Source organism: Hyalangium gracile (assembly GCF_020103725.1).
GTDB classification, from domain to species: Bacteria; Myxococcota; Myxococcia; order Myxococcales; family Myxococcaceae; genus Hyalangium; species Hyalangium gracile.
In genome coordinates this window covers 113,757-129,328 of the sequence record NZ_JAHXBG010000020.1, presented here as the reverse complement: position 1 = coordinate 129,328, position 15,572 = coordinate 113,757, and the positions used below count along the sequence as shown (strand labels likewise).

At 70.1% G+C, this 15,572-nt stretch carries 13 protein-coding genes; 4 read left to right on the top strand and 9 right to left on the bottom strand.

What is annotated here, in order from left to right; all coding sequences use genetic code 11:
- Positions 1–40 precede the first annotated feature (40 nt).
- Positions 41–1,063, bottom strand: a complete 1,023-nt coding sequence (locus tag KY572_RS33160; RefSeq protein WP_224247667.1) for a 2-hydroxyacid dehydrogenase — start codon at positions 1,061–1,063, stop codon at positions 41–43.
- Between the two features lie 388 nt (positions 1,064–1,451).
- Here KY572_RS33160 and trxA point away from each other — a divergent pair, with 388 nt between their 5' ends.
- From trxA to KY572_RS33140, 4 genes are all read left to right on the top strand, one after another.
- On the top strand, positions 1,452–1,754 hold the full coding sequence (gene trxA, locus KY572_RS33155; protein ID WP_317987934.1) for a thioredoxin: 303 nt from the start codon (positions 1,452–1,454) through the stop codon (positions 1,752–1,754).
- 79 nt (positions 1,755–1,833) lie between these two features.
- Positions 1,834–3,174, top strand: coding sequence for a nicotinate phosphoribosyltransferase (locus tag KY572_RS33150; RefSeq protein WP_224247665.1), 1,341 nt, complete (start codon positions 1,834–1,836; stop codon positions 3,172–3,174).
- A gap of 288 nt (positions 3,175–3,462) precedes the next feature.
- Positions 3,463–5,388, top strand: a complete 1,926-nt coding sequence (locus KY572_RS33145; protein WP_224247664.1) for a bifunctional acetyl-CoA hydrolase/transferase family protein/GNAT family N-acetyltransferase — start codon at positions 3,463–3,465, stop codon at positions 5,386–5,388.
- Between the two features lie 127 nt (positions 5,389–5,515).
- Positions 5,516–6,190, top strand: a complete 675-nt coding sequence (locus KY572_RS33140; RefSeq protein WP_224247663.1) for a universal stress protein — start codon at positions 5,516–5,518, stop codon at positions 6,188–6,190.
- Between the two features lie 29 nt (positions 6,191–6,219).
- On the opposite strand, the gene KY572_RS33135 is transcribed toward KY572_RS33140, so the two are convergent.
- The 8 genes from KY572_RS33135 to KY572_RS33100 form a co-directional block, all read right to left on the bottom strand.
- Positions 6,220–7,698, bottom strand: a complete 1,479-nt coding sequence (locus KY572_RS33135) for a HAMP domain-containing sensor histidine kinase (RefSeq protein ID WP_224247662.1) — start codon at positions 7,696–7,698, stop codon at positions 6,220–6,222.
- An 85-nt stretch (positions 7,699–7,783) separates the two neighbouring features.
- Positions 7,784–8,578 carry a hypothetical protein gene (locus tag KY572_RS33130; protein WP_224247661.1) on the bottom strand — a complete coding sequence of 265 codons (795 nt, stop codon included), beginning with the start codon at positions 8,576–8,578 and terminating at the stop codon, positions 7,784–7,786.
- A 34-nt stretch (positions 8,579–8,612) separates the two neighbouring features.
- The gene (locus KY572_RS33125; RefSeq protein WP_224247660.1) at positions 8,613–9,677 is read right to left on the bottom strand and encodes a cysteine hydrolase family protein; all 1,065 of its coding nucleotides are present in this window, start codon (positions 9,675–9,677) and stop codon (positions 8,613–8,615) included.
- Positions 9,678–9,811: 134 nt separating this feature from the next.
- Entirely contained in the window at positions 9,812–11,683 is a 1,872-nt protein-coding gene (locus KY572_RS33120; RefSeq protein ID WP_224247659.1) for a hypothetical protein, read from the bottom strand.
- 4 nt (positions 11,684–11,687) lie between these two features.
- Entirely contained in the window at positions 11,688–12,497 is an 810-nt protein-coding gene (locus KY572_RS33115) for a protein phosphatase 2C domain-containing protein (RefSeq protein WP_407660041.1), read from the bottom strand.
- Positions 12,498–12,619: 122 nt separating this feature from the next.
- Complete coding sequence (locus KY572_RS33110) at positions 12,620–13,309, bottom strand: NUDIX hydrolase (protein ID WP_224247657.1); 690 nt, start codon at positions 13,307–13,309, stop codon at positions 12,620–12,622.
- Positions 13,310–13,442: 133 nt separating this feature from the next.
- Positions 13,443–14,447, bottom strand: a complete 1,005-nt coding sequence (locus tag KY572_RS33105; protein ID WP_224247656.1) for a diacylglycerol/lipid kinase family protein — start codon at positions 14,445–14,447, stop codon at positions 13,443–13,445.
- 88 nt (positions 14,448–14,535) lie between these two features.
- Positions 14,536–15,543: an SDR family oxidoreductase gene (locus tag KY572_RS33100; protein WP_224247655.1), complete on the bottom strand. Its 1,008-nt coding sequence runs from the start codon at positions 15,541–15,543 to the stop codon at positions 14,536–14,538.
- Positions 15,544–15,572: the final 29 nt, after the last annotated feature.

The following is a 15,572-nucleotide window of genomic DNA, read 5'->3' as shown; positions in this document are numbered from 1 at the left end:
CGTGGACTCTTCTACTCCGTTCACGTCCCGTGCCAGAGCACTATCGAACCGCGGGGCGCAGCACCTGTTCGGCCTTCACCTCATGGACGAGCGGCTCGCCCCGCTCGAAGGCCGAGACGCTCGCCAGGGTGGTCTCGGCGATGTTGCCCAGGGCCTCGCGGGTGAGGAAGGCCTGGTGGGAGGTGACGAGCACGTTCGGGAAGGTGAGCAGCCGCGCCAGCACATCGTCCTGCAGCACCTTCCCGCTCAGGTCCTGGAAGAAGACGCCCTCCTCCTCCTCATACACATCCAGCCCCGCCGCGCCGATGTGGCCCTTCTTGAGTGCTTCGATGAGCGCCCGGCTGTCGATGAGCGCGCCGCGGCCGGTGTTGATGATCATCACCCCCCGCTTCATCTTCTCCAGCGCCCCGGCATCCACCAGGTGGTGCGTGCCGGGCGTCAGCGGCACGTGCAGGGTGATGATGTCCGCCTCGCGGTAGAGCGTCTCCAGCGTCACGTAGCGCGCGCCCAGCTCCTGCTCCAGCGAGGCATCCGGCGCCGCGTCGAAGCACACCAGCCGGCACCCGAACCCGTGGAAGATGCGCGCCGCGGCCCGGCCGATGCGGCCCGTGCCCACCACGCCCACGGTCTTCCCGTGCAGGTCGAACCCCACCAGCCCATCCAGTGAGAAGTTCCAGTCCCGCACCCGCGCGTACGCCTGATGGATGCGGCGGTTGAGCGCCAGCACCAGCGCCACGGCATGCTCGGCCACGGCATAGGGCGAGTACTCGGGCACGCGGACCACCTTGATGCCCAGCCGTCCGGCGGCCACGAGATCGACGTGGTTGTACCCGGCCGAGCGCAGCGCCACCAGCCGCGTGCCCCCGGCGTACAACGCCTCGAGCGCCGCCGCGTCCACCTTGTCATTGACGAACGAGCACACTCCCATGAAGCCCTGGGCCAGCTGGGCCGTCTGCGCCGTGAGCCGGGGCTCGAAGAAGACGAGCGTGTGGCCGTACCGGGCGTTGACGCCCTCCAGGGCCTCTCGATCGAATCGGTGGGTATCGAAGACTGCCAGCCGCATGTTCGCTCCCGCCTCCAAGGTGGGGGTGTGCCTGGGGCATGGCCTCCAGTGCAATGCACGGTCCCACGGACGGCAGCCATCCGAGCACGAAAATCCTGCGGGGGCGCGTGCATGCGCGCGGAATTTGCGCGGCCGTGTCCTGAATCCGGCGGCTTGCACCGGGCTGTCGCCGGATCTTTCGACCGGGCAGACGGGCGTCTTCCGCTCGCCGCTTTATCTTCAAGAAAGGCACGGAGGGTCTCCCATGTTTCGCTGTCCATCCTGTGGTGCTTTCAATCGCGTACCCCAGCCTGCTCCAGCGGGAACTCCATCCTGTGGCCGCTGCCACGGGACGCTCGACACCTCGGGCCGACCTCAGGAAGTCGACGGGGAAGGGCTCGCGCGGACGGTGGCGTCATCCCCGCTGCCCGTGCTGGTGGATCTCTGGGCGCCCTGGTGCGGGCCGTGTCGCGCCGCCGCGCCGGTGCTCGAAGCCGTGGGCCGGGCCCAGGCCGGCCGGCTCGTCGTCCTCAAGCTGAACACGGACGAGAACCCGGAGGCGGCCTCTTCCCTGGGCGTACAGGGCATCCCTACCTTCGTCCTCTACGCTCGAGGGCGCGAGGTGGCGCGCCGCAGCGGCGCCATGCCGCGCGCCGAGCTGGAGCGCTGGGTCACGGAGGCCCAGGGAGGCTCGGCGAGCATGCGCATGTAGCGCGGGAAGAGCGCTGGAGTGGCGGAGGTGCGGGCGGGCGCCTCGGTCTGGCGGGAACCTGAGGCGGAAGGAGGGAATCATGCACAATGGGCTCGCGCTGCTCACGGACCTGTACGAGTTCACGATGGTGGACGCCTACCTCGACGAGGATCTGCACGACGAGGCGGTGTTCAGCCTCTTCGTCCGCCGTCTCCCCTCGCGCCGTAACTTCCTGATCGCCTGCGGGCTGGACGACGTCCTGCGCTACCTGGAGACGGTGCGCTTCCAGCCCGAGGAGCTCGACTACCTGGCGTCGCTCAACCTCTTCTCGGACCGGCTGCTGCGCTATCTCGAACGCTTCCGCTTCTCGGGAGAGGTGTGCGCCGTGCCCGAGGGCACGCCCCTGTTCGGCGAGGAGCCGCTGCTGGAGGTGGTGGCCCCGCTGCCCGAGGCGCAGCTGGTGGAGTCCTACCTCCTCAACCAGGTCCACCTGCAGACGATGGCGGCCTCCAAGGCGACGCGGGTGGTGGAGGCGGCGGCGGGCCGGCCGGTGATGGAGTTCGGCCTGCGCCGCATGCATGGGACGGATGCGGGAGTGAAGGTGGCGCGCGCGGCCTTCATCGCCGGCATCGACTCCACCTCGAACGTGCTGGCCGGGAAGCGCTACGGCGTGCCCGTGGCCGGCACCATGGCGCACAGCTTCGTGCAGGCGCATGACGACGAGCTGGAGGCCTTCCGCGCCTTCGCGCGCTGCTTCCCGGAGAGCACGCTGCTGGTGGACACCTACGACACGCTGCGCGGCGTGCAGCACGTCATCCGCCTGGCCCGCGAGCTCGGCGAGAGCTTCCGGGTGCGCGCGGTGCGGCTGGACTCGGGGGACATGCTGGCGCTGTCCAAGGCGGCGAGGCAGATGCTGGACGAGGCGGGCCTGCGGGACGTGAAGATTGTCGCCAGCGGCAACCTGGACGAGGACTCCATGGCGCGGCTGCTCGCCCAGGGGGCGCCCGTGGACGGGTTCGGCGTGGGCACGGCGCTGGGCGTGTCCTCGGACGCGCCATGCCTCGACATGGTCTACAAGCTGGTCGCCTACGCGGGAAAGGACCGCATCAAGCTGTCCGCCTCCAAGGTCCTCCTTCCCGGGCGCAAGCAGGTGTTCCGGGTGGAGGAGGACGGGGTGGCGCGCAGGGACGTGCTCGCCCGCCACGGAGAGCAGCTGCGGGGCCGCCCGCTGCTGCGGCCGGTGATGCGCGATGGGAAGCGGCTGGAAGGCACCTCCCCCTCGCTGCCGGAGATCCGCGAGTACGCACGTGGCGAACTGCAACGGCTGCCCGCGGCACTGCGCCGCCTGGAGCCCTCTACGCCTCCCTACCGCGTGGAGGCGAGCCCCGTGCTGGCCTGGACGCGCGAGCAGCTCATGGAGGCCTGGGAAGCCAGCCCCTGAGGGCGAGGCCCCCGCGCGCGACACACCTCACGGGTCAGGCCTCCGCGCGCAACCCCTTACGCGCGGAGGCCTCCTCCAGACTTCGAGCCAGAGTGGACCGTCGCGGACAACCCCCCGGCGGTCCTGGCGGCCCACTCTCGACCTACGGCCGAGGAGACAGCAACTCGCATGCCGGCCGGCTCTCCCTCGGGCGTGCTGGCCTGGCCGCGCAAGGGCTGCGGCGGGGTGTGCCGTTCAGCGCAAAGCATGCGGGGCACGGGAGCCTTCCCTCTCGGGAAGACCTCTGGAATGAAGCGTGCTTGGGGGAACAATCTCAACGGAGGTTTCTGGCACGTGCGGGATTGGAGCGAGCGGTACGCGGACAAGGTGGTGACGGCGGAGGAGGCCATCCTGAGCATTCCGGCGGGGCGGCGCATCCTCATCGGCTCAGGGGCGGCGGAGCCCGTGTCGCTCGTGAAGGCGATGGTGGAGAAGGGAGCGCACCTGGCGGACAACGAGGTGGTGCACCTGCTGACGCTGGGGCCGGCGCCCTATGTGGAGCCGGAGCATGCCGAGCGCTTCCGTCACATCGCCTTCTTCATCGGCGCCAACGTGCGCAGGGCGGTGCAGGAGGGCCGCGCGGACTTCATGCCGGTGTTCCTGTCGGAGATCCCCGAGCTCATCCGCAACCGGCGCGTCCGCATCGACGTGGCGCTGATCCAGGTGAGCCCTCCGGACGCGCACGGCTACGTGAGCCTGGGAGTGTCGGTGGACATCGTGCGCAGCGCGGTGGACTCGGCCACCCTGGTCATCGCGGAGGTGAACCCGCGCATGCCGCGCACGCACGGGGACTCGTTCTTCCACGTCAGCCGGTTCGACAAGCTGGTGCCGGTGGACGCCCCGCTGCTCGAGCACCGGGCGGAGCCGCTGGACGAGGTGGCCAGGCAGATCGGCCAGCACATCGCGCGCCTGATTCCGGACGGAGCCACGCTGCAGACGGGCATCGGGAAGATCCCGGATGCGGTGATGGCGCAGCTCGGACAGCACAATGACCTGGGCGTGCACACGGAGATGTTCTCCGACGGGGTGATGCGGCTGGTGGAGGCGGGCGTCATCACCGGCCGGAGGAAGACGCTGCTCCAGGGCAAGGTGGTGACCTCCTTCATCATGGGCAGCCAGGAGCTGTACGAGTGGGCGCACGAGCACCCGGCCATCGAGATGCGGCCGAGCAACTTCACCAATGATCCGGGAGTCATCGCGCGCAACGAGCGGATGATCGCCATCAACGGCGCGCTGGCGGTGGACCTCACGGGCCAGGTGGCCTCGGACACGCTGGGCGGCCACTTCTTCTCGGGCATCGGCGGGCAGGTGGACTTCATCCGCGGGGCGCGGCGCAGCCTGGGCGGCAAGCCCATCATCGCCCTGCCCTCCACGGCCAGGGGAGGCACGGTCAGCCGCATCCAGACGTCACTGGAGCCGGGCACGGGCGTGGTCACCAGCCGGGGAGACGTGCACTACGTGGTGACGGAGTACGGGGTGGCGGACCTGTGGGGGAAGAACATCCGCGAGCGGGCGCTGGCGCTGATCAACATCGCCCACCCGGACTTCAGAGCCGACCTGCTGGCGGCGGCGAAGGGGCGGCGCTTCGTGCTGCCGGACCAGGTGGTGCCTCGGGCGCGCTACCCGTGGACGGAGGAGCGGCGCGAGCAGACCCGCGCGGGAGCGGAGCTGCTCATCCGCCCCGCGCGCATCACCGACGAGCGCGCCTTGCAGGAGCTCATGTACGGGCTGAGCGACGACAGCTGCTACCGGCGCTTCATGATGTACAAGAAGACGCACCCCCACGAGGAGATGCAGGACCTGGTGGACCTGGACTACGAGCAGAACATGGCGCTGGTGGCCTGCATGCCGGGGACGGAGGAGATCATCGGCGTGGTGCGCTACGACGTGGAGCCCGCCACGCGACTGGCCGACGTGGCCTTCGTGGTGCGCGATGACTGGCAGGGCAAGGGCGTGGGCACGCTGCTGATGCGGCGGATCCGCGAGGCGGCCGTGGCGCGCGGCATCCCTGGCTTCCAGGCGGACGTGCTGACGACGAACAAGCCCATGCTGGACGTGTTCCACGAGAGCGGGCTGAGCGTGCAGGCGACCCTGGAGGGCAACACGTACCACCTCAAGATGCCCTTCCCCGAGGCGCAGCCGGTGGCGCCCTCGCGTCCCACCAGTCGGGCGTAGCCTCTGAGCCACCCTCTCCTGCCCACCCTGTAGGCCCCCCGCCGCGGACGCACGCGGCGGCGCGGCTCCGCGCACGGATTGCGCGCCTCCCAGGCGCGAGACGCAGCCCGTGCATGCCCTGGAGGCCATGGCCGATGGATCATGGCTGGCACGGATCGTGGAGTGCTGGAGGGTCATGGCGCACCTGCCTCCCAGCGCTTTCGGCTTCCTGCCCTGCGGCCGAGCGGACGACGGCTTCGTCCCTCCGGCGTGCCGAGGGGCGGGGCCGGGCTCCGGCTGCGTGGGGAGGAGCCAGTGTCTGCTGGCCAGCAAGGAGAACGTGATGCGACGCATCCTCGTAGCAGTCGATGGGACGCCCGCCTCGAGAGAGGCGGCGAGAACGGCGCTGGAGTTCGCCGAGCACCTCTGCCAGCGGGTGACGTTCGTCCACGTGCTGCCGGCGCGGATGGCGGAGAAGCCGGGCGAGGCTCCGGAGTTCGCCGCCTTCGAGAACGCCTGCGAGGAGTACGCCGAGGAGCTCCTGAAGGAAGCCTGCGTCAGTGCCGGCAAGCGCGCCTGGAGCGTCAACAGCCAGATCGCGCACGGAGAGCCGGCAGCGGTGATCAGCGCGCTGGCGGCGGACGAGGATGTGGACCTGGTCATCGTCGGTGCGAGGGAGCGCGGCTCCCTGGTGCGCACGCTGCTCGGCAGCGTCTCGGGGGAGCTGGTGAGCCGCTGCCCCAAGCCCGTGATGGTGGTGCCCGAGCGCTCCAGCACCACCAAGGCCCAGCCCGCGCTCGCGGCGGCGGGCGCGGACCAATGACCCTCCGTCCGAGGTGAAGTGACAGGGTGTCAGTGCACCGCGCCACCGGGCGCCCACGGAGGCGGGGCCACCGAGGCGTCCGGGACGGGAGCAACGGCGCGCAGGCGTGGCAGCCGGACACGGAACACGGAGCCCTGGCCGGGCTGGCTGTCCACCTCGATGGTGCCTCCATGAGCCTCGACGATGCGTCGGGCCACGGAGAGCCCCAGGCCAGCGCCGGTGGCGCGCTTGCGGGCCCCATGGGCGCGATGGAAGGGGACGAAGAGGTGAGGCTGCTCCTCGGCGGAGATGCCGATGCCCTGATCCGCGACGGAGAGGAGGACCTCTTCATCCTCCTGGGCCACGGACACGGACACCTGGGTGCCAGCGGGCGAGTACTTCAGCGCATTGCTCACCAGGTTGTTGAGCACCTGCTCGATGCGAGCACCGTCGCACCGCAGGAGCACGGCGGACTCCGGCAGGGAGAGGTTGAGCTCGTGCCCCGCGCCGGTGGACTGGTACAGCTCCACCACGCCGCGAGCCAGCTCCCGCGCGTCGCGCTCCTCGAGCTGCAGCTCCAGCTGGCCGGCCTCGATGCGGGTGGCATCGAGCAGGTCGCCCACCATCCGGTCCAGCCGCGCCACCTGCCGACGCACGAGCGTGAGCATCTTCTGGAGGCGCGCGGGTGAGATGTCCGGGCGCTCCGGATCGACGAGCGCGGTGGACATCTTCAGGGCGGAGAGCGGGTTGCGCAGCTCGTGGGCCACACCGGCCAGGAAGGTGAGCTGATCCTCCTGCTGACGAGCCAGGGAGGTGGCCATCTCGTTGAAGGTCCTCGCCATCTCACGCAGCTCGGTGGGGCCCGTCTCGGGAGCGCGGGTGCGCTTGCTGCCCGAGCCGAAGCGGCGCATGGCGTGGCTCATCTGCATGACCGGCCGGAGGACGGAGCGCCGGAGCCAGAAGAAGACCACGGTCATGCCCACCAGTAGCAGCACGGCCAGCGTGGTGCCCACCAGCTCGGCCACCGTATCCCAGCGGTTGGCCTGGGCCTGGGCGTAATGCGCCTCCTGGACGTTGAACTCGACGAGCTGCTCCAGGGCGTTCATGGCATCCTCCAGCTCGGGGCTCACCCTCGCGCTCACCGGGGCGCGAGAACCTTCGGGGGCCTGCTCGCGCGCGAGGAGATAGGCGTCCACCTTCCGGCGGATGTCGCGCATCAGCTCCTGCTCCTCGGAGGAGGAGGCCAGGGGTTCCATCTGATCGAGCAGCGACCTGAGCCCGGCCTCGTTGATGCCGAGCGAGAGGGAGCGGGCGCTGGCGTCAGCGAGCGGCTGCACCTCCGCCTGATGGGAGTGTCTGAGCAGCTCCACCTCCATCTCCTCGGCGAGACGAACCCCCTCCACCGAGCTGCCCAGACTGTTGGTCACCCGGTGCAGATAGCTCGTGAGCAGCCCGAGTGAGGCGGCAGCCGCCAGCACGAGCACCCCGAGCGCACTCAGGGCGGCGGTCATCATGGCCTTGAGGCTCATGGAATCTCCCTCCCCTCCTGGAGGGAGCAACAGGCGCGCGTCGGGCATTCCATTCGCGCGCCTGCCTGGACGCGAGCCGAGGGGTTCAGCGCCCGAAGCCGCCCAGGGCGGTGCGGCTGAAGCTGGCCGCGCCCTGGCTCACGCGCACCGCGGACTGGCTGAAGACCTGGAAGGCCTGACGGATCTCCTGCGCGCTCTGCCCCGGCGTGAGGATCCACTTGTCGTCGATGCCCATGTCCCGGAACACCTTGCGGAAGTCCGTGGTGCCGTCGCTGATGCCCATGGCGGCGACGATGTGGTTCTCCGCCCGCTGCAGATCCTTCACCAGCGCGGCCACGTCCCTGGCGCGAGCGTTCTGCGAGTGGCAGTCGCCGCCGTCGGTGATGATGAGCGTGACGGTGCGAGCGGACACGCCGTTGCGGGTGAACTCCTGCGACTTGGCCAGGACGGTGCCCAGCAGCACCACGGTCTGGTCATACAGCGGTGTGCCGAGGCTGGGGTTGTAGTTCTTGTCATGCATCCGCACGACGTCCTCGAGCGGCCGGTACGGGTTGAGGACGAAGCCGTTGAGGTAGCGGGTGTGGAACAGGACGGTGTCGCTCTGCTTGCTGCCCAGCAGCGAGTCGAGGACCTGGTTGTGTCCGTCGCAGACGAGCCGGGCGTTGTTGGCGTGCTGGATGCTGCCGGAGTCATCCGGCATGACGGTGACGAGGACGACCTCGCTGGCCTGGACGTCGTCCACGCTGACGCCGAGGCCGGCCTGGATCTGCGCGCCCAGGTCCACGACGGTGAGGGCCTGGAGGCCGGCGGGGCTGAGGACGCCCTCGGCGTGGGCGTTCTGGAAGAGCTGCGACACCTGGGTGCCATTGCTGGTGCTCATGGAAGTTCTCCTGAAGAGGTTTCAGTTCGGGTGATCAGCCGATGCGGAGGTCCGGCCAGCTGGCGAGCGCGTCCGTGGACTTCACCAGGTGCATGCCGGCGTCGGCGAAGCGCTTGAGGGCGGCCTCGGCCTGCGGGGTGAAGTCGGCGGCGAAGCCCCCCTTGCCGTCCGGCACGGTGACGGCCGACATGCAGTCGGTGAGCAGGTACACCTTGCGAGCGAGCGCGGCGTCCTGGGCGACGATCTCGCTGAGCAGGTCATCGATGGAGCTCTTCACGCAGTGGCTGGCGGCCTGGCCGGCGATGACGACGGCGTCGGCGGTGAGCAGCGTCTTGAGGAACTGGGTGTTGCGCTGGGCCAGGGGCTGGCCGTCGTGGCGGCTGAGCACCTCGGGGCGCAGCACCGAGTAGTTCTCCGTGAGCGGGTTGCCGCCCTTCACCTCGCACCACGACTGGGCGCCGCGGGCGAACGCGTGGAAGAGGCGGGCCTCCTGCACCACGCCGGCCAGGGCGTGCCCGTCACCACCGAGCAGGCAGTGCGGGGGCCACAGGTAGAGCGTGTACTTGCCGGCGCGCTCCAGCTCCTCGCAGTAGTACTTCACCTGCTTGAGCAGCCAGGGGTAGTTGCCGCCGCACAGCCACCTGGCCACGGCGGGGTTGGGGCGCACCTGGCCGCGCTCGATCTGCTCGCGCGTCACCTCGCGGTACGGGGTGAGGGGCTGGTCGTTCTGGTCCACCCAGAACGACGGGAAGAAGATCTGGTAGGCGAAGTGCGTGTCGAGCGTCGTGGTGACGTTCGTGAGGGCGCCGAGGTTGCGGTACATGAACTCGGCGATGCGGCGGCTGTCGTCGATGGCGCCCTTGCCGCTGCGGCCAGCCACGTAGAGCGAGCCCTCGGGGAAGCAGAAGTCCTTCTGCACGTCGATGAGCAGCAGGTGCAGGTTGAACTTGTCGGTGGCGGAGGGGGTGAGGTTGTTCGCGGCGCGCCACGTCGCGGCCTCCGTCTGGAGCTTCCCGGCGTTCGGGCCGTAGCCGTAGGAGCCCGCGTTGTCGGGACGGTAGAACGACGGAAGCGGAAGCTCCTTCACCTGGGTCTTCATGGCCTTCTCCTCTCCTGGGTGCGCCTCCTTGGCGCCCCTCCGTGTTTCTTCCACACCAACATAGTGTCCAATCTACACTATGTCAAGGCGACCTGATTTCCGGGGGAGATGGCCCCCGCACCTACCTTGGAGCCTCACGCCATGCGCAGGCCGGAGATGTCCTGGCGGCGGACGACGGTGAGGCCGCTGCGGGTCATGAAGAGCCGGCAGTCGGCATCGACGAAGGGCTCGGCGTCGGGGAACTCGCGGAGCGCCTCGAGCCGTCCCTGTCGGAGCTCCACGCGGGTGAGCCCCGTCTCCGTGGCGGCGAAGAGCACGTCGCCCACGGCGCACTTGCCGCGCAGCGAGCCGAGCCACGAGCCATCCCCGGCCTCCGCATGGGTGCTGGCGCGAACCGTGCCGTCGGCGCCCACCACGACGCAGTGGTGCACGGTGCGCCCCTGGGTCTCCTCCGCGAGGAAGAGCCAGGCGTTCGAGCCCTCGAAGAGACACTCCACGTCCACGAGCCTGCCCGAGGGCCACGGCAGCGCCAGGCCATCCTTGATGCCCGGGCGCGTGGCGTCGAAGACGAAGGCGCCCCGCAGGTTGCCCGCCCGGTGAAAGCCCAGCCCGAACCGGGGGCCGACGAAGAGCCGCGTCTGACCCTCCAGCACGTCACCGATGCGCTCGGGCCCGAAGGCACCATCCCGCCACAGCCCACCCGCCTGGGCCCAGTAGCGGTGCCGGGCGTTGGCGGCGAAGGCGGGACGGCCCTCGGGAGCATCCACCCCGAGCCGCTCGGGCGGGCGGCCCGTCGAGAGCACCGCCAGCTCCCCGCCACGGCCCACCAGCGTGGTGTCACCTTGGATGGCCCAGTGGAGTGACGGATCCAGCGGTCCATGGAGCACGGCGCGTCCATCCTCTCGCCGGTAGGCACCCTCCTCATGGTAGAGCCAGCGCAGCACGCCATCCTCGGCGCACGCGTGGACGAGCACGCCCCTCGTGGAGAACAGCCGCGTCGCGGACACCTGGCCTCGGGCGGAGGAGACGGGCGTGGCGGCGGCAGCGGCGTGAGGGCTGCACGTGGGGCACGCGAGCCGAGCGTGCTCCAAGCCGCACGATGGACAGGAGGTGAAGCGCAGCGCCTCCAGCAGGCGCGGAGGGAAGGCGCCCCGGCTGTCCTCCACGAAGATGCGGTGGAACTGGTGCAGCACCTCGTCCGGGAGCGTGGCCAGCGGAAGCGCGGGCTTCGGGTACTGCACGTCCGGGTGGAAGACGGTGAGGCGCTGGTGGACACGCGCCGCGGGCGTCGCGCGCGGCGTGGGAGGCTGAGGCCGGTGGACGCCGCCGTAGGGCCCCACGCACAGCAGGCTCTGCATCAGCGCCACGGCGAAGGCATACCAGTCGCTGTCCGGAGAGGCCGGGCGGCCCGGACTGAGCGAGGTGGCCGTGGTGCCGGTGAGGCGCAGCGGATCCAGGAAGCGCTCCGTGAAGACGGCGGAGAGGAACGCGCCGAACTGGAAGCTGTCCGCGTCGATGAGGTACGCGTCCGCGCCCGACACGAGGATGTTGAGGTCGTTGAAGTCCCCCACCACGACGCCCGAGCCATGGACGGCCTCGAGCGTGGTGTGCAGGCCTCGCAGCACCTCGACGACACGCGCGGAGGTGGCTCCGGCACGGCGGAAGGCCGGATCGCTGAAGCGGCGCAGCGGCTCGACGCTGTCCAGCTTGCGCATGGCGTAGCCCAGCACGGTGCGGCCGCTCCGGTCCGTGGCGAGCGTCTGCGGCATGACGACGCGAGCCGGCAGCACCGTCGGGAAGGCGCGGAGCTTGCGCTGGTGCTCATCCAGTCGAGCGCGAGCGGCGGTCTGCTCCTCGGGCAGGCCCTGGTAGTCGGGATGCTCGGGGGGCTTGAAGACCTTGAGAGCGCGTCCGTCGCCCAGGTCGAACACGTCCGCCTCGCCGCCCTTGCCGAGCGCGCGCGTGGGATTCAGCCGTACCTTCTTTCCCTCGAGATAGACGTCCATGGTGTCAGGCCCTCCCCATGCGACGGCGCAGGACGATGAGCGTGGTGTCGTCGGCGAGCAGGCTCGGCGTGCGCACCAGGCGGTGAGCGGTGAAGTCGGCGCGCACGGACTCGCGGCCCAGCAGCGCGAGCCGGCGTCGGAGCGCGTCCGGGTTCTGGAAGTAGCGCTCGTCCGTCCAGTACTGCGAGAGCGGTCCCACGGGCTCGTCTCGCTCGGGCACGCGGGCCTCGGCGAGCTTCGCCAGGTCCGCCGCGCCATCCGTGCCGAGCATCAGCGCCATCACCTCGTCCGTGGCAACGAGGGCCTGGCGCTCCAGCGGCACGGCGCCGGGAGACAGCAGGCCATAGGCGAGGTACGGCGGCGCGTTGTTGGGAAAGGGCCCCAGCGGGTGGACCTCGCCGTTGAGGGCCCAGACGCCGTCCCCCGCGGAGAAGACGAGCGTGCGCGAGGGAGTGATGACGGCGCCCACGACAGTGAAGAGCAGGTGCTCGCCCACCAGTGAGCTTCCGAGCTGCTCGGTGAGGCTGGTCAGGAACTTCAGCACCCGGGCGCGCACGGCCTCGAGGAAGCCAGGCGCCTCCAGGGAAATTCCCTCGCCCACCGCCGCGAGCACGGCCTGCGCCACGGCGCGCGCGCCGAGCTGTGCTCCCACCTCGCTGTGGGCTCCGCTGCCGCACCCATCCGCGACCACGGCGGCGAGCACCTCTCCCTGCGCGAGCAGGCTGAGCGCATCCTGGTTGTTGCGGCCCGCGCGCGCGTGCTCTCGGCCGATGACGGAGGCGGCGGCGATGTCGAAGGAGGGAAGCATGGGCACACCTCTCCCGAGCCCGGTGCGCGGGCTGCGGTGGAACGGGTGGAAACAGCGCACGGCGGACACACCGCTCCCGTGGCCCTGGGCAGGGCGTCACGGCGGCGCGGCGGGGACTTCAGGGCGGGCTACAGCTCGAAGTTGAAGCCCGCCTTCTCGAGCTGCTTGTACTTCTTGTGATCGAACCGATAGAGGCGCGCGGCGCGGTGGGAGACGTCCTGCTCCACCTCGTCGAGCTCCTCGAGCAGATCCATGGAGAGGATCTTCTTGCGGAAGTTCCGCTTGTCGAGCTGGCGCTCCAGGATGATCTCGTAGAGCCGCTGGAGCTGGGTGAGGGTGAACTTGGGCGGCAGCAGCTCGAAGCCGATGGGCTGGTAGCGCACCTTGCCCTTGAGCCGCTGGAGCGCGGTGCCGAGGATGTCCGCGTGGTCGAACGCCAGCTTGGGCGCGTCCCACACGGAGAACCAGGCCGCCTCGCGAGCGTCCGTGGAGGCGTGGACCCGGTGATCGCTCAGCTTCACCAGGGCGAAGTAGGCCACGGTGACGACGCGCCCGCGTGGATCTCGTCCCGGCGCTCCGAAGGAGTAGAGCTGCTCCAGGTGGCTGGGGCGGATGCCGGCCTCCTCCTCCAGCTCGCGGCGGGCCGCGTCGTCCAGGGACTCGTCCATCCGGACGAAGCCGCCGGGCAGCGCCCACTTCCCCAGGAAGGGCTCCAGCCCACGCTTGATGAGGAGCACCTTCAGGTCCTCCTCATCCATCCCGAACACCACGCAGTCCACCGTCAAGGCGGGCCGTGGGTACTCGTAGGTGTAGCTCACGCTCGCTCTCCTCCGTGTCCCTTCGACACCAACATAGTGTCGAAATAACACCAAGTCAAGCAACCCCGCATGGCTTCGGTCGCCCTGGCGAAGGGACGGGCGGACCATACTCTGGAGCGAGCGTTCTGTGGACTCAGGCCGTCACGAGGCTCGACAGGCGGTGCCAGTCGACGAGCTGGACGCTCTCCTCGGCCAGCTCGAAGGTGATGGAGCGGCGCATGCCGATGACGTCCCCGGCCATCTGGAACGGCACCTCGCGATCGAAGTCCATGCGCACGCGCTCCACGAGGAAGTCGTGCATCTTGGGCAGGGGGTGCTCGCCGCGCCACAGCTTGAACATGTTGCGCGTGGCCTCGAGCACTCCCGCGCCGTAGACGCGCACCGAGAGCCGGTGCGGCATGGCCTGGGCGAAGGGGAAGGCCTTGAAGCCGAAGCCCCACTCGGGGGTGGTGGCGGCGCCGGCGACGCTGGCGGGGCCGCGGTACAGCAGGGCGCCCGTGTCGCCACCGGGAAGGGGACGGATGGCCCGGTTCGCATCCACGGTGAGGGCCGGTGCTCCGAGGTTGTAGACGGAGACGTTGGCGCTGCCCGAGCCGAACAGGTGGCGCGGGATGGTGCGGGTGAACATGGCGCCGAGGTAGCCGCGGAGCCCGGACTGGGCGCCGAGCAGCGGGCCGGTGGCGGCGAGCTGGTTCTTGAAGTCCTGGACCATCTCCGCGTCCCAGCCGGTGCCGGCGAAGGGGGCCAGGCGGCCTTCGACTCGGACGAGGGAGAAGGGCCGCAAGGGAGGCAGGCGCTCGCCATAGGCGGCGAGCTGCTTGAGGGCCACGGCGGGCCGGGGCGCGCCGGTGACGTGGGCCCAGGCATTGCCGGTGCCCATCGGGAGGACGCCGATGGCTGGGAGCGCCAGGCCCTGGGCACGTATCTCGTTGAGCAGGCCGGTGATGGTGCCGTCGCCTCCTCCCGCGAGCAGGAGCGAGGGTGGGTTGGGCCGCAGCTGCTGATCGATCCAGGTCCGAGCCTCATCCACCGAGCGGGTGAGGGCCACGCGAGCCCGAGGGAGGAAGCGCTGCACGAGGCCTCCCATTCCTTCGGAGCCCCGGCGTGCGCGGAGGTTGACGAGGACGGCGATGTTCATAGGCGGCGGACTCTCTCCACGTCATGTCATGGCACTGTCACGACAGGCAGGAAGGGGGGAGGCATTCCCCCCGGGTGTCAGAAGGGCGTCACTGTGTCCCGAGGGCTTCGATGACGCGGAGGCCAAAGCGCCGTCCTGCCGCGGTGCGTCGCAGGGAAGCCACGGTGGCCACGAGCCCCCCGGCGAGCAGGAGCCGCTTGAACCACTGCCTGACGGGGGAGCGATAGCCACCGCCGCGGCCGGTGCCATGGGCCACGGGCTGGAAGAGATTGCCCTGGGTGCGAGGCTGCCGCTGGGGCTCGAAGTGGTGCTTGTCCGTCATGGCGCGCATGGACTTCTCGGAGACGGCGGGAGCCAGGGTGTGGAGCACGGCGAAGGCGCGCCGGGAGGGACCGATGAAGAGCTCGCGGCGGGGGCGCTCGAGGACGCGGACGATGGCGCGAGCGACGCGCTCGGGGGAGTAGATGGGCTCGATGGGGCGGACGCGCCAGCCGGTGTAGTTGGCGCTGTGCTGCCAGAGGGGCGTGTCGATGGCGGCGGGGAGGATGGTGCAGACGTGGATGCCGGTGCCCTCGAACTCCTGGCGGACGGAGGCGGAGAAGCCCCTCACGGCGAACTTGGAGGCGGCGTAGGCGCTGACATAGGGCCCGGCGGCGGAGCCAAACACGGAGGAGACGTTGACGAGAACGCCGCGGCCATGGTGGCGGAACTGGGCGAGGGCCGCGCGAGTGCCATACACGGTGCCGAAGAAGTTGGTCTCCATCACCTGGCGGAAGGCGTCATCAGGCGTCTGCTCGAGGCGGCCGACGAGGTAGACACCCGCGTTGTTCACCCAACCATCGATGTGTCCGAAGGCGTGCACGGCCTGCGAGGCGATGGCGCGGACGGCGGAGGCATCGGTGACGTCGGTGGGGATGGAGAGACACCGGACGCCGAGGGCCTCGCACTGCAGGGAGAGATCCTCGAGAGGCTCTTCACGGCGTGCGGCGAGGACGAGGTGAGCACCCTTCTTCGCGAGCGCGAGCGCGGTAGCGCGTCCGATGCCGCTGGACGCTCCGGTGATGACGACGACCTTGTCCTTCCACGCACGCTTCATGCGGCTGCCCCCTCCGGTGCAGGTATCCC

What these genes read in the sequence shown, in the direction of transcription:
- KY572_RS33125 (WP_224247660.1), bottom strand. Translation starts at nt 9,677, where the DNA reads ATGAAGACCCAGGTGAAGGAGCTTCCGCTTCCGTCGTTCTACCGTCCC.
- KY572_RS33150 (WP_224247665.1), top strand. Translation starts at nt 1,834, where the DNA reads ATGCACAATGGGCTCGCGCTGCTCACGGACCTGTACGAGTTCACGATG.
- KY572_RS33160 (WP_224247667.1), bottom strand. Translation starts at nt 1,063, where the DNA reads ATGCGGCTGGCAGTCTTCGATACCCACCGATTCGATCGAGAGGCCCTG.
- KY572_RS33120 (WP_224247659.1), bottom strand. Translation starts at nt 11,683, where the DNA reads ATGGACGTCTATCTCGAGGGAAAGAAGGTACGGCTGAATCCCACGCGC.
- KY572_RS33135 (WP_224247662.1), bottom strand. Translation starts at nt 7,698, where the DNA reads ATGAGCCTCAAGGCCATGATGACCGCCGCCCTGAGTGCGCTCGGGGTG.
- KY572_RS33140 (WP_224247663.1), top strand. Translation starts at nt 5,516, where the DNA reads ATGGCCGATGGATCATGGCTGGCACGGATCGTGGAGTGCTGGAGGGTC.
- KY572_RS33130 (WP_224247661.1), bottom strand. Translation starts at nt 8,578, where the DNA reads ATGAGCACCAGCAATGGCACCCAGGTGTCGCAGCTCTTCCAGAACGCC.
- KY572_RS33105 (WP_224247656.1), bottom strand. Translation starts at nt 14,447, where the DNA reads ATGAACATCGCCGTCCTCGTCAACCTCCGCGCACGCCGGGGCTCCGAA.
- KY572_RS33145 (WP_224247664.1), top strand. Translation starts at nt 3,463, where the DNA reads ATGAAGCGTGCTTGGGGGAACAATCTCAACGGAGGTTTCTGGCACGTG.
- KY572_RS33100 (WP_224247655.1), bottom strand. Translation starts at nt 15,543, where the DNA reads ATGAAGCGTGCGTGGAAGGACAAGGTCGTCGTCATCACCGGAGCGTCC.